This is a genomic window from Sphaerospermopsis sp. FACHB-1094 (genome assembly GCF_014696195.1).
GTDB classification, from domain to species: domain Bacteria; phylum Cyanobacteriota; class Cyanobacteriia; order Cyanobacteriales; family Nostocaceae; genus Sphaerospermopsis; species Sphaerospermopsis kisseleviana.
In genome coordinates this window covers 13,173-27,444 of sequence record NZ_JACJPT010000027.1, presented here as the reverse complement: position 1 = coordinate 27,444, position 14,272 = coordinate 13,173, and the positions used below count along the sequence as shown (strand labels likewise).

Annotated in this window: 10 protein-coding genes; 5 read left to right on the top strand and 5 right to left on the bottom strand. The window is 35.6% G+C overall.

Annotated elements, in window-relative coordinates; all coding sequences use genetic code 11:
• Nucleotides 1-57: 57 nt before the first annotated feature.
• Both H6F47_RS10930 and H6F47_RS10925 read right to left on the bottom strand, forming a co-directional pair.
• Entirely contained in the window at nt 58-1,479 is a 1,422-nt protein-coding gene (locus H6F47_RS10930) for an FAD-dependent monooxygenase (RefSeq protein WP_190649163.1), read from the bottom strand.
• A gap of 219 nt (nt 1,480-1,698) precedes the next feature.
• A complete protein-coding gene (locus H6F47_RS10925; RefSeq protein WP_190649161.1) occupies nt 1,699-3,873 on the bottom strand; it encodes a DEAD/DEAH box helicase in 2,175 nt (724 codons plus the stop codon).
• Between the two features lie 134 nt (nt 3,874-4,007).
• On the opposite strand from H6F47_RS10925, the gene H6F47_RS10920 reads away from it, so the two are divergent.
• Nucleotides 4,008-5,405 (top strand): serine/threonine-protein kinase, encoded by a 1,398-nt coding sequence (locus H6F47_RS10920; protein ID WP_190649158.1) that lies wholly within the window; start codon nt 4,008-4,010, stop codon nt 5,403-5,405.
• A 401-nt stretch (nt 5,406-5,806) separates the two neighbouring features.
• Here H6F47_RS10920 and H6F47_RS10915 read toward each other — a convergent pair whose 3' ends face one another.
• The 3 genes from H6F47_RS10915 to H6F47_RS10900 form a co-directional block, all read right to left on the bottom strand.
• A complete protein-coding gene (locus H6F47_RS10915) occupies nt 5,807-7,132 on the bottom strand; it encodes an ATP-binding protein (RefSeq protein ID WP_190649155.1) in 1,326 nt (441 codons plus the stop codon).
• Between the two features lie 280 nt (nt 7,133-7,412).
• Complete coding sequence (locus H6F47_RS10905) at nt 7,413-8,699, bottom strand: tellurite resistance TerB C-terminal domain-containing protein (RefSeq protein ID WP_242027379.1); 1,287 nt, start codon at nt 8,697-8,699, stop codon at nt 7,413-7,415.
• Between the two features lie 222 nt (nt 8,700-8,921).
• Complete coding sequence (locus H6F47_RS10900) at nt 8,922-10,250, bottom strand: ATP-binding protein (protein WP_190649152.1); 1,329 nt, start codon at nt 10,248-10,250, stop codon at nt 8,922-8,924.
• A gap of 77 nt (nt 10,251-10,327) precedes the next feature.
• Between H6F47_RS10900 and H6F47_RS10895 the strand changes: the two genes are divergently transcribed.
• The 4 genes from H6F47_RS10895 to H6F47_RS10880 all read left to right on the top strand — a co-directional run bounded on the left by H6F47_RS10895 (nt 10,328) and on the right by H6F47_RS10880 (nt 14,260).
• A complete protein-coding gene (locus H6F47_RS10895) occupies nt 10,328-10,636 on the top strand; it encodes a TMEM14 family protein (protein WP_096567388.1) in 309 nt (102 codons plus the stop codon).
• 616 nt (nt 10,637-11,252) lie between these two features.
• Complete coding sequence (locus tag H6F47_RS10890; RefSeq protein ID WP_187040374.1) at nt 11,253-12,491, top strand: aminoglycoside phosphotransferase family protein; 1,239 nt, start codon at nt 11,253-11,255, stop codon at nt 12,489-12,491.
• A gap of 76 nt (nt 12,492-12,567) precedes the next feature.
• Complete coding sequence (locus H6F47_RS10885; RefSeq protein ID WP_190649190.1) at nt 12,568-13,683, top strand: T3SS effector HopA1 family protein; 1,116 nt, start codon at nt 12,568-12,570, stop codon at nt 13,681-13,683.
• Nucleotides 13,684-13,810: 127 nt separating this feature from the next.
• The gene (locus H6F47_RS10880) at nt 13,811-14,260 is read left to right on the top strand and encodes a thioesterase family protein (RefSeq protein WP_190649149.1); all 450 of its coding nucleotides are present in this window, start codon (nt 13,811-13,813) and stop codon (nt 14,258-14,260) included.
• The last annotated feature ends 12 nt before the right edge of the window (nt 14,261-14,272 follow it).

Here is a 14,272-nt window from a genome sequence, read left to right as displayed (position 1 = left end):
ATGCCCATCCCACAAAAGCTAATGCCAACCCTAACAAAGCGGATAAATTCTGAAAACCTACTCTAAAACAGCAGGTAGAGATTTGGTTAAATTCTCCCCATGACTCAAATTTTCCCCTTGAACGTGGAAAGTTAAAACCTGTTTCAAAACCTGCATGAAAATTCTGGGATGGAAAAATGCCCTGGGAGGTTTGATCATGTTGATTACTTCTAAAAACAACTGATGAACTTCGCCACTTTTGCTTTGTAAAACCAGCACTTGTTCTAAATATTTTTGCATCATTTTATTGATTAAACTGGGTTTTCCTCCCTCGGTGGTAGACCAACGGAAATCTTCACCTGTAGCAATCATCCAAGGTATACTAATTACCTTGTTAAGTTGTTTTTGAAACCGTCGAGATAGACCAGTTAAATTTTCTTGCTTACTTAAACATTCATCCAGAGTTACAGCACCTAAAGCAGCGGTAGTCATACCTTGACCGTAAACAGGATTGAAGCTACAAACAGCATCACCGACTACTACTAAATTTTCTGGGAATCTAGACAGTTTTTCATAATGACGCAGACAGTTTTCTGTGCGTTTATAGGCGTAAATTGGTGAAATTGGTTGAGCGTTTTTGATGGTTTCGTAAATAATAGGCGATCGCAAACTGCGAGCAAATTCCAAAAAACCACCCTCATCCGTAGGTGGATAATCTCGACCTATACCCACCAGTGTCACAATCCACCGATTACCTTCAACTTTATAAATCACACCCCCACGAGTACCTGGTGGTTGTGCTGTTATATACACTGAATGCCAATCTATTTGCAAATCTGATGGAATTTGATACCAGCGACTAGCGTAGCCTAAAAAAGAATTAACAATTGTTGCCTGGGTTGGTTCATAGCCCATTTCTTGCAACCAGTGAGGTGTGCGCGAAGTTCGTCCAGTTGCATCTACCACTAAATCCGCAAATATCTCTATTTCCGGTTCATTACCAGTGCGTATCCGTACACCAGTAACCTGAGTTTTGTCCGCGTTTGATAAAAAGCTAGTTACCTGTGTACCTAACCTCAATTTCACACGATCATTTGCCACCAAACGCTGGCGGATAATCCACTCTAGCAAATTCCGGCTACAGGTGTGGGTAGCTAAATGAGAGTGAAAACGGGGACACCATCCGCTAGAACCCAACCAAGGAACATCTGCTGTCCAATTTACAAAAGGTGTACCTGACTCTGCTAATTCAGCAAGTATACCAGGAAACAATTGTTCTAAAATCTGTTGCCCCCGTATCAGTAGGGCATGAACATGAAAAGATTGGGGAACACCAGGGCGTTTTTCTGGTTGTGCAGTTGACCCTAGCAAGTCCTTTTCTACAATTATTACACGGTCAAAATACCAAGTCAGCACCTGAGCCGCCAACATTCCGGCGATGCTTCCCCCAATCACAACAGCAGTTTTTTCTGTAGATGTGGAATTATTTGAATACATCATTTCAAAATAGACTGAGTTAAAACAAATTTATGTTACATATCAGAATTTTATCAAAATTTTGTGGTTTGGGCATGGTTCGACATAGTTAGACTGCGCACTTCGACTTACTTCGACTACGCTCAGTACAAGTCGCTCAGTACAAGCTCACTAACCGCTGAGTACAAGTCTTGCCCGCCCTAAATATACAACTTAAATGATTCAATTTTTGCTGATCCAAAATCACCATTTTAAAACCTCTTTCCTCATCTCCTCTATATCCAAATAATCCTTAACAAAGGCTTTACGCAACAACTCATCAGGAATAAACTGATCATATTTTTGTAATTTCGGTGCTTCTGCATGACTCACTAAATGTTCTGCTGTAATTCTTTGCTCACATAAACCAACTATTTCTGAATAAACAGCAGAAAACTTATCCTTACCCACTTTCAAAGTCAAATAATAAGGATTTATCCCACCAATACTACTAATCTCTAAAGATTCTCGACAAAAACAATTTAATAATCTTTCTAAAGTTCGATAACCTACCGTACCCATCCAAGGAAAGATGCAGCATTTATTTTTTTCTAATTGTATAATATTCTGTTTATCTAATCCCACCTTGTGCGTTAATTTCCTCACTTCCTGCAAACGCAATTGAGCATTTTTTTGTAAATAACTATATTCTGTATCTTCTAACAAAACCTGACGCATTCTTTGTAAAATTCTCCCATGAATATTCCCACTTCCACCACGCCAATAGATATTATCTTTACCATTAGCCTTACCTTCAACTTGTTTAACCAAAATCACCTGCTTTTTAAAATCAACTTCTAACACTTGCCAACTCTTACCAGCTAACCCAAATTGATTACCCACAGCAGGAGGTGTAGCAATACTACCTATTTCTGTTGTCCCTTGTTTCACAGTATATTCTTGATAGTCAGCAAACACAGCATAAAACTGAAATTTATTAACTACTTTTTCCCCTGCTAAACCAATAATTAATTTACCAGTTTCCGTTTTTTGAATGTGATTAATATCAATTAAATAACGAAGTAAGGTTTTATAATTATCTTGGGAAATATTAGCAAAAGGTGATAAATTCAAAATTTGTTGAGCTAAAGCAGCAGGTGAAATTGCTCCCGTTGCTGCTAAAATACTCATAGTTTGATGATAAAGTAAACTAAAAGGATATTTAATTGGTGTAATTGGTTCTATCCAACGTTCTTCTAAATAAAGTTGAATAATAGCGATACACTGTAAAAGTTGCCAGGGAATTTGATCTGGTAAAAAAGCTTCTGATAATGGTTTTTCTTCTGCACAAATAAAACGCATATCCGCAGTTTCTCCCCTTCTCCCACTGCGTCCCAATCTTTGTAAAAAACTTGCAACAGATAAAGGTGATTCTAATTGAATAACTCTTTCTAAATAACCGATATCTATCCCTAATTCTAAAGTTAAAGTTGCTGCTGTCACTGCAGGAGTATTAGCTTCTCGCATAGCATTTTCCGCAGTTTGTCGTAAGCTGGCAGAAATACTACCATGATGGACATGATATATATCTGGAAACCCTGCGGTTTGTGCTATGTTCCGCAAAGAAGAAATAACAGATTCTGTTTGATTCCGGTTATTAGCAAAAATTAAACATTTACGAGATTTGGTAAGGTTAAAAATATATTTTTCATAATCAGATTCATCAATATCTTCATTAATAAAAAAATGTTCTAAAGCTAGTTTTATTTGTCGCTTTCCTGCTTCAACATTTGGAGTAATTACTGGTTTATCTGTTCCTGAAATTAACCATTGTTCCGCTACTGAATAATCACCAAGAGTTGCGGATAAACCAATGCGTCTAGGTTTAATTTTGGTAAATTTGGCTAATCTTTGTAATTGACAAAGAATTTGACAACCTCTTTCTGAACCCATAAATGCGTGAATTTCATCAATAATAATAAAACGTAAATCAGCAAATAATCTGCTTAATTCCTGATGTTTATTGATTAATAAACTTTCTAAAGATTCCGGTGTAATTTGCAGAATGCCTTGGGGATTTTTTAAAAGTTTGTTTTTGCGACTTTGAGATACATCACCATGCCAAGAATATACAGGAATATCTGCGGTTTTTAATAAGTCATTGAGGCGTTGGAATTGGTCATTAATTAAAGCTTTGATAGGACTAATATACAATACACCTATAGTAGTAGATGGTTTTTCCTGTAGTAAAGTTAAAATAGGTAAAAACGCCGCTTCTGTTTTTCCCGCAGCAGTGGCAGCAGCAACCAGCAAATGAGCATCAGTTTGAAATATAACTTCACAAGCCGCAATTTGTACTGGTCTTAATTCTGTCCAATTGTGAAGATAAATGTATTCTTGGATAAAGGGAGCAAGTCTAGAAAATGTGCTGTTACTCATAGATAGCAGGATATTCACAGAATGTTGTATACAGAATTTTGTGTTTTATATTAGTTGCTGACTTCAGTAAGCTTACAGTAAGCTAGTAACAAGAAGTCAAGTGATCAATTTAGTGAAGTTGTAAAATTAGGAAAATGATAAATCAAGATGCAGGTGATATTACCAAAGAGACGTTATTAGAACGCTACGAAGTCCAGCAACAACTAGGTAAAAAAGCAGGAAGGAGGACACTGTTAACTCGTGACTTACAAACCCAAGAACTGGTAGTAGTGAAATTACTAACATTTGATGATGATTTTCAATGGCACGATTTAAAGTTATTTGAGCGGGAAGCAGAAACCCTCAAATCACTTTCTCATCCTGCTATTCCTCAATATTTAGATTATTTTGAATTAGACACACCAAACTACAAAGGATTTGCACTGGTACAAAGTTATATTCCTGCTGAATCTTTGGAAATGCAACTGAAAGCAGGACGCAGTTTTAGTGAAAAAGAAGTTAAACAATTAGCAACTGCATTGCTAGAAATTCTCAAATATTTACACAGTCAGCAACCACCAGTAATTCATCGTGATATTAAACCGAGCAATATATTATTAACAAATCGCTCTGGTAATAGTGTTGGTGATGTTTATTTAGTTGATTTTGGTTCAGTGCAAACTATTGTTAGAAGTAATAGTACCATGACTGTTGTGGGTAGTTATGGATATATGCCACCTGAACAATTTAGTGGTAAAGCTAGTCCTGCTTCTGACTTGTATGGTTTGGGTGCAACTTTAATTTATTTAGTTACAGGTCAACATCCAGCAGATTTACCGCAACAAGATTTAGTCATTAAATTTGAAGAAGCTGCAAATATTAGTCGTGATTTTAGTAATTGGTTGCGGAGAATGACACAACCGATGTTGAGTAAACGTTTTACTTCTGCGGATCAAGCTTTACAAGCTCTACAAGTACCTATTAATAAAATTCCTGCTCCAGTAAGGACATCTAATTTGATTTTAGAAAAGCCTTTTGGTAGTCAGGTGATGTTAAATAAAAATGCTGAGTTTATAGAAATTCTCATTCCCCCCAAATCAGGAATGTCTAAGGTAGGGGTGATGTTTGTTTGGTATTTTACGACCGTTTTACCGCTTTCTATTGTTTTTTCCATTTTTTCACCTATATTTGGTATCCTTTCACCTTTGCTACCTACACTTAATATATTCCTATTGATTTTTATCGTTCTACTGTCTTTATTTGGCAAAAAAAGACTGTATATCAATAAACGAGAAATTTCTTTATGTTATGACTTATTTGGTATGAGGCGCTATCATCCTCTTCCCAGTCACAGAAAGAATATTATTCGTTTGGAGCGTGGTAGTATATATTATAATCTTGCTCCTCATCCCTGTTTAATTATCTGGGCGGGGCTGACAAAGTATGAAATTAATACCAGTCAAAATAATATGTTTTCTGTTAGTACCATAGAATTAGATTGGTTAGCACAAGAACTTAGTGAATGGCTTGGTTTACCAATTAGGGGTTGCTGAGAAAGTCTTTCCGTGAGGGCATAGGAGTCAGGAGTCAGGAGTCAGGAGAAGATTTGAAAATTTCTTTGCCATCTCTTGAAATCCCAAAAAATGCACACTTTTTCCGGTATACCCTTCAAAACCCTTGCACTAATTTCTGTGTTTATCAGCCTCTAACCTTTGATATATCAAGGTTTTAGGTTTATTCAGCAAACCCCAATTACAAAAGAGTAAGTTATCAATTGATAATTGATAATTGATAATTGACAATTGACAATTGACAATTGTTTCATTCAAGGTTTAAAACCTGTAAGCATTCAGCTAACACCTATGGCTTGCGTGAAGACGTAGGAGTCATACGGTAAGTTACGCTAACAGTAGTCAGCTTTGTAACAGTCACACCATCGAAAAAAACGAAATAATCATAAACTAAATTCGGCAGCATCATCATCTAAATAGCTATCTTTACCTGCTACCGTAAGTTGAAAATTATCACCGTGAATTAATTCAGAGAATTTAATTTCTGGGTTTTGATAAAGAACATTTAACACACTAATAAAATCCCGAATTATTTCCCCTGGTGTTAATAAAGCTTCTGCACCTAAGCGAGTCACAATTTCTTGGACAAATTCTTTTAAATCTGTCTCTTTTAATCTTGGTTCATAACCAAAATTTAAGGCATGAATTTCTGTTAATCTTTGGAAAAGTGTAAGTATCTCTGTTTCTGTTAAGGGGTGCAGACGCATCACAGGCCCGATGTATTCTTGTACATTAGCTTGGGTAACAAATCGGCTTTCTTTGGTGCGTCTGCGCCAAGCTGGATCGGCAAAAAGTCCCCGGTTTGGGTCTTCTAAAAATTGAGTAGTTCCACCAATGAAAATCCCCAGATTTTCGGCTTTACATTGCATGGTATCGTTAAACATTCCCAAGAGTCTATTATAGTTCTTTTCACGAGTAACTGTAGTGGATATTTGATATAAATTTACTGCTTCATCTATTAAAATTAACAGTCCTTTATAGCCGATTTCTGCAACGAATTTAGCTAATAATTTAATATAATCATACCAAGTTTCATCATCAATAATGACACGCACTCCTAAAGCTGCTCTAGCTTCAGTTTTGGTGTTAAATTCTCCTCTTAACCAGCGTAGGGAGGCGTTTTTTAATTCTTCATCATCTAAGCGATAACTGCGCCAATAAGCAATAATGACACTACCAAAATCAAAGCCATGAACTAAGTCTTCAATATAATGAATTACTTCCCGAATTTTGTTTTCTAATTGGTCATCAAAACCTACATCATTGGGACGCATTCCTGTTTCTTTGGCTACTTCTTGCTGAATTTTATTAATCCATCCTTCTAAAATGGAAATTAAAGCACCACCATCAGGACGGGTTTTTGTAGCTAAACGACTCATTAATTCTCGATAGGTTGCTAAACCTTCATTGTTGCTTCCTCCTAGTCTTCTTCCAGAGGATAAATCAACATCAGCAACTACAAATCCTTGCTCCATTGCATGGTTACGAATCATCTGTAGCATGAAGCTTTTTCCTGAACCGTAATTACCAATTATAAACCGAAATGCAGCTACACCTTCTGCTATATCATTGAGATTTTGTAAGAGGCTATTTAGTTCTTTTTCTCTACCTACGGCTATATGTTCAATTCCGGTTCTGGGAACTACTCCTGCACCCAGGGAATTGATTAAAGCTGTGGATACTTTTTTTGATATTTTCTGTTTGCTCATGTAGTTTGTATTAGTGTTTGTTATTAATTGATTTTTCCTTGAAAGCATAATATATTATATCATAAAAGTACAATTTTTTCTATTCAATCAATGGTTAAAATTAGTTTGGTTAAAATTAGTTTGGTTAAAATTAGTTTGGTTAAAATTAGTTTGGTTAAAATTAGTTTGGTTAAAATTAGTTTGGTTAAAATTAGTTTGGTTAAAATTAGTTTGGTTAAAATTAGTTTGGTTAAAATTAGTTTGGTTAAAATTAGTTTATAAATGAGGGCTATTTATTTCTCTAATCTTCATGAATTGCTATAATTTTTTGGACATTGAGCAGATGTTCTGGGTAAATTTCCGGTTTGTCTTCTGCTGTTTCAATAATTAATTCACCAATAGTATTTTTGGCGATTTCATTGATAGCATCAATTAATAAATTAGGCATGGTGATTTGTGCCTCGGCAATTTGTTTAATAATAGCTTGGGGATTATCTTGTTCGATTATGGCTTTTAATACCTGAATTTGATGGGTTGGCATTTGTTCTAAAAAATTCCTCCATTCTGAAGGTAGCTTTTCTTCTATAGGTTCTAGTAATTCATCAAAGGGAAATAATTCAACTTCATTTTCCTGGGTATTATCAGATAATGGTTCTTGATTGAGGTTTTCTATGTTTTGCAGTAGTTCCCAAACTTGGTTTTGTAATAAGTCTCGCTCATCTTGTAATAAGGAAATTTGATTGTGTAATTGGCTAATTTCTGCCTGTTGTGCTTGTTTTTGATTTTGTAAATTTTTCAGTTTATTTTCTAGATTTTCTTGGGCGTTAATTGTCTCTTTTAATAAGTTATTTTTAGTGAAGACTTTGCTTTCTAAGTCTTGGATTTCTATTCTGAGTTCATAGAGTTTTTCTTCTAGTTGGGGTTTGAGTCTATTGGAGAGAATCAGGTGATTTTCGATTTCTTCTTTTTCTTGCTTAAATGCTTCTATTTGGGTTTGTAATTGGGTTATTTCTGAACGGGATACGTTACAATTTAGCTCTAAACGGCGTTTTTCTGCTGCTAGTTCAGAACAAGATTTTTTGAGTTCTATTGTGCTGCCTTCTAATTTGTCTATGGCATTTTTTATACTATTAATTTCTAGCTCCAAATGCTTTTTTTGTCCAGCAAAATTACCTATTTCTCGATGTAAATTATCTCTTTGATTACGAGATTCTGCGATTTGATTTTGTAGTTGCTGTGATTCTGTATAGAGAAGAATTTTATGTTGTTGTACTTGTTCTAATTCTCTGGCAATGCGATATTTTAAGCCTTCCAATTCTCTAATTTTTCTATAGAGAGAACTTAAAACCATCAGTTCATAATTTCTGCGTCTTTTATCCACAAATAAGGCGGCTGAATAGGTGGCAAGTACGGTAATGATTCCAGTAACTAAGGCTTGAGTAAAATCCCAGTTGGGAACAAGACTTAAACCAAAACTTACACTAAAGGCTGATACCCCTAAAATCACTTTATTGCTTACTATTCCTGATTGCATTTTGCTGGTTTTTAGCTTATTAATCTGGTGAGAATCAGTAGTTATTAAGGTCATTATTGTTCACATTTTATTGAAAGTCAGGGTGTGTTACAGCAGGAGTCAGTGGTTCGGCTTCGCTCACCAACCGGAGTCAGGAGTAAAACTAGCTTAGTGTATAGGTTTCAATTTAGATTCTGTACCTCATGGATCTGCAATCTGCTGTATTTAAAAATTTAATAGTATAGCTGTCGCTAAGTTAAGAGTTTTAAAAGCTGACTGCTGATTGCTGTAAATTAATTACAGGCTATTTTTATTATTACCATACACAGCTAAATCTGCTTTTAAGAAGTCAATAAACTGCCGTGCTGTGCGGCCAGAACGGCCATTATGACGAGTTGCCCATTGTAAAGCTTGAAATTCTAAATCTTCGGGTTTAAGATTAATGCCTGTTTGTACTGCTAAATGCTGAACAATGTGTAAATATGTTTTTTGATCTGCGGCTTCAAAGGTTAATGTTAAACCAAAGCGATCGCTAAAGGAAAGCTTTTCCTGCATTGTATCCCAAGCATGGACTTCTTCGTTATCCTTGGGGGTAGGTCTATCACTAAAATACTCTCTAATCAAGTGCCGACGGTTGGATGTAGCATAAACAATTACATTTTCTGGTCTAGCGGTTAAGCTGCCTTCTAAAACTACTTTTAGTGCTTTAAAAGCATCATCATCTTCCTCGAAGGAAAGATCATCGACAAAGATAATAAATTTTTGCGGCACTCCTCGTAAATATTCAACAATTTTTGGTAAGTTTTGTAATTCTGATTTTGCCACTTCGATTAAGCGCAGGTTTTTGTCGCTATATTCGTTTAATAAAGATTTTACTAAAGATGACTTACCAGAACCGCGACTACCGTATAGTAATACGTGCAGTGCTGGTTGTCCTGACAATAAAAACAGGGTATTTTTTAACAAAGCATCTTTTTGCCAATCGTAACCTACTAATGTATCTAGTTTAACTGGATCAGGATAGAGTATACCTAAAAACTGCCCATCTTGCCACCTAAAAGCGCGATATTGGGCAAATAAACCAGTGCCATGCTGTTGATAATAAGCGGCTAAGTCTTCAACAGCATCAGCCCAAGTATCTAATTGTTGTAAAGTGCTGATTAAATCAGTATCAACTTCTACTGCTTGGGGTTCTTGATACCAGACGACTGGGGAAACTGGCAAATGAGATACCACTTGCACCCACTCACTTAAAACAGCACTATTACATTCATATAAATTTTGTAAGGCTTGTAAATCATGCTGGGCTGCTGCAATTAAGGCTGGTGGTAAATCAGTAAATTCTCGCTGTTGAGCTAGTCTGGTAAAGGGGTTATCCGCAATGAGAATTTGTTTAATTAAGTATTCTTCCCAGGTTTGTTTACTGGCTGCCAAAGCTTGAAAATAATTACCGTAAGCTTGGAGACAGTCGCGCCCATCTGCGTCAGTGTAACGTATAGCTTGCAGCAGATCAAGAAATGCGATCGCTACTTCGCCTTTAAGAACTGATTGGTAAATTAAAAGAGACGCTGCTTGGCGTTGGAAGAATTGAACTTTGGTGTAAGACGAAGTATTTACGGTAGACATTCCTTGATCATCCATCAATTAACTGTATTTGTCTGCTCAATCTAAAAGTAAAATCCAAATCAACACAGGCTGTAACAATGAATTTAGGTATAGTTGCCGCTTTTGGCTACGGCATTTTAGCATTATTAGGCGGAATCATTGGCTACATCCAAGCCAAGAGCAAAGTTTCCTTAATTAGTGGTATAATTAGTGGCTTATTCATTATCTTTGCTGCTTACTGCCAACTTCAAGGACAAAGCTGGGGTTTAAGTGTAGCAGCTTTTGTTATTGGTGTGTTAGTATTTTTCTTTTCCATTAGATTGGCTAAAACACGGAAATTTATGCCTGGGGGATTGATGATTATTTTTGGGATCGTGACATTAGTAGTCATATTGAATCAAATTTAACGAAGGCAGGAGGCAGGAGGCAGGAGGCAGGAGTCAGGAGTGAAACTGGCGAATGTGTCTAGGTTTCAATTTTGATTCTGTACCTCGTTGATATGCAATCTGCTGTATCAGTAAAGATAAAAGTTAGTGAGTAAATTTGGTCTTTACAGGCGAATTTTCGCCCAGATGACCACAAATACTGTTAAATTTGAAACATACTGTTCCTAGTAAGTCTGATTTTAGTACAATTATATTATAAATAAAGGCGTGATTTTTATGACACATTGAGGGTATGGATAAAAAAAATCCTTGAGAGCAAAGGATATGAACTAGCAATTATTAAATTGTTAGTAAAAATTACGATTAACAAGATTTAAACAAAGAACTCTATATATACTAGAGTTAGTATTATCAATAGTGTAAAGATTTTATGGTATCTTCAGTATACTTTAAAGGAAAAATAAAGGTAAATTTGCCATATTGGCAGGTTTTCCTGAAATAAATAGGATATTACTAGATAGTAGCAATCTTTATTAATGTTTGCGCTATTGTAGCTATCTACCTAATCCTAAGCAGAGGAAATCAAGGCATACCTAAGTAATTCTTTCAGCAATTTAAGCAACTAGGAAATTAATACATGATATTATCACTGTCTTCTCAAAATGTTATCCAGTATCTGCACAAAGCAGGTCTGTGTAGCTCAGAAGATGGCGCATTATATGAATCTGATTTACCAGAAAGTGGCGGTAATAATCGGAATTTACTGGTGAAGCTGGCAGATAATCGTAAACTTCTGGTTAAACAAGAACGATGCAGGAATTTTGATAGCAGTCCCCATGAATTTTTTAATGAGTGGCTGTTTCATCAATTACTGGATAAATTTCCAGTGCTGGGGAATATTTCGGCGATCGCATCATTATTGGTCCATTTTGATGCAGAAAATTATATCCTGGTTCGTAGTTACCTCAGCGAATATATGGAACTGGGGAAATTTTACGAAAATAACAGTATTTTCCCCATTGAAATTGCCACCGCCATTGGTAATACATTAGCGGTGTTACATCGTTCTACTTTCCAAAAACGAGAGTATCGTGATTTTATGGATACTGCTCCCCAAGGACAGTTTCGCTATCACTATTACAACCCAGCGCAAGGAATAGGATCAATAAATCAAGATATTTTTGGCAATATTCCTACAGAAGCACTCAAATTGCATACACTCTATCAACAATATGAAAGTTTAGAATCAGCGATCGCCGATTTAGCTTATGAATGGAAACCTTGTTGTTTAACTCACAACGATTTACAATTAAACAATATTTTGGTGCATTCCCGTTGGCAAAATCTAGATAACTGTTTGGTAAGATTAATTGATTGGGAAGCTTGCACTTGGGGAGATCCAGCCTTTGATTTAGGCACTTTACTAGGAAGCTATGTCAAAATTTGGCTTTCTAGTTTAGTAGTAGATCCCAGTTTAAATTTAGAAGAATCTCTAAATTTGGCAATCATTCCCTTAGAAGTTATTCAACCTTCAATTTTGGCAGTTATCCACGCTTATCTTCATGCTTTTCCCATAATTTTGGATTACCGTCGGGACTTTATTCTGCGAGTGATTCAGTTTACAGGTTTGGCACTAACTCACCAAATTCAAAACATGATTGAGTATCACAAATACTTTGATAATACCCACCTGTGTATGCTAGAAGTTGCCAAAAGTTTGTTAATTATGCCTGAACAAGCAGTATTAACTATTTTCGGCAGTTCCGAAGCAGAAATTCTCCAATCAGTAACCGGATTAAACACCAAAGCTAAACCTGAAAAAGAAAAACAACTACTACGGATTTATTACGAAAAAACTCGCCTACGTGGTTGTTAGTATTTTAGGTAATATTTTAGGTAGTATTTTAGGTAGTATTTTAGATGATATTCAAATTTGGAGGTGCAATTTCTTCATGTTAGATAACTCTACTAATCAAATTCTCAATTCTTTATTTGATATTGCCAGCAATATTCAGATTGCCCCAAACTTTTGTATTCAACATCCCAATTATCAACCTTTTGCATTGCCAGCGACAGTAGCGAATAGATTTAAACACAATTCACCAGATTTACAACATAAATATCTGGCTTTACTATTGCGGAATTTTCTCCACGGTATTTATTATAATGGTTCGCTGCAAACTGTTTTATCAGTCAATGCCGAAGATGGTAATTACTCACAACAGAACTCACAACAGAACTCACAACAGAAAAGTTTAGAGCAAAATTATAATGTGGGTATTGATTGGGATTTTTATGAGCAATTACACCAAAATAATCATGGTATAGGTAACTATGATTCTAATTGGGAAGTATTAAGACGAGAACCAGATAAAACTCTAGCAGTAACTAAAAATGGGTTAACATTATATGTTGAACCAGAATGCTATCTCAAATCAAGTAAAAAGTCGATAAAAGTAGGTGATTTAATAGCAATTTGGATGCCAAAAAACCGTTTACAAAATAACTGTTATGTGGCGGTTAGTAATTTAGGACAACAACGCCAAAATACATCCGAGACTAATCTAGGAGTAGGGCGAATTTATTTTAATTTTAGTCCATCAGGTGCGATCGCTCTCATGGATACCCTCACACAACAACTCAATAACGACCATATTCCCTTTAGTTTTGAAGTTCTTTATAACCCCGGTGCTTATGGGCGGTATGATGCTGGTACACTTTATTTTGAAAGACAAGATTACCCCATCATTCACAAAATTCTTCAGACAGTTTACCAAGAAAATCAATCTTATTTTCACCCAGAAATTCCCCTATTTACCAAATATTTAGCACCTGGACTGAGTTTAGCAGAAGAACCAAACCAAAAATTTGCCGCCCAGGAAAGTTTTGGGATGAACCGTTGTCAAATAGTTGCTAATGCTTTGTTAGAAGCTTGGGAAAAAGGGAAAAACGCCATTGAAGAACGTATACAGATTATTAACCAACACTTTGCACAGCATTTAATTGATGTGCAACGTCCTTACCTTAACCCCAGTTCTGAAGATATATATATCCCATTAAATTGTTAATAACTTAGTAAGTATTCAGCTATCAGTAATTTGTGTTTTTTATGAGTTTTGCTGATAGCTGACTGCTGACTGCTTACAGAAAATGTAATTTACCTGTTTTTTTGTTTTAATAGAGGATTTTTAGTCGATGATTTTTACATATCAAAGAACTGTCAGATTTGCCGATACTGATGCTGCTGGAGTCGTTTATTTTGCCAATATTTTAAGTATTTGTCATGAAGCCTATGAAGAATCACTTTGGCATTCTGGCATAAATATCAAAACTTTTTTTACACATCCATCTGTTGCTTTTCCCGTCGTTCATGCAAATGTAGATTTTTTGCGTCCGATTTATTGCGGTGACAAGTTAATGATTAGTTTAATACCCCAAAAAATAAGTATTGATAAATTTAACATTACTTATGAAATTACCATAACTGATGTAATAGTTGCTAAAGCAATTACTCGCCACGTTTGTATTGATGTCAATAGTAGAACCAAGCAAGAATTACCAGAAGAGATAATTTCTTGGTTAGAAACGAACCGCAGAGACGCAGAAGGTGCTGAGAGAGGAAAGTCAAGGGAAGAGATTATGTAATTGATAATTGAT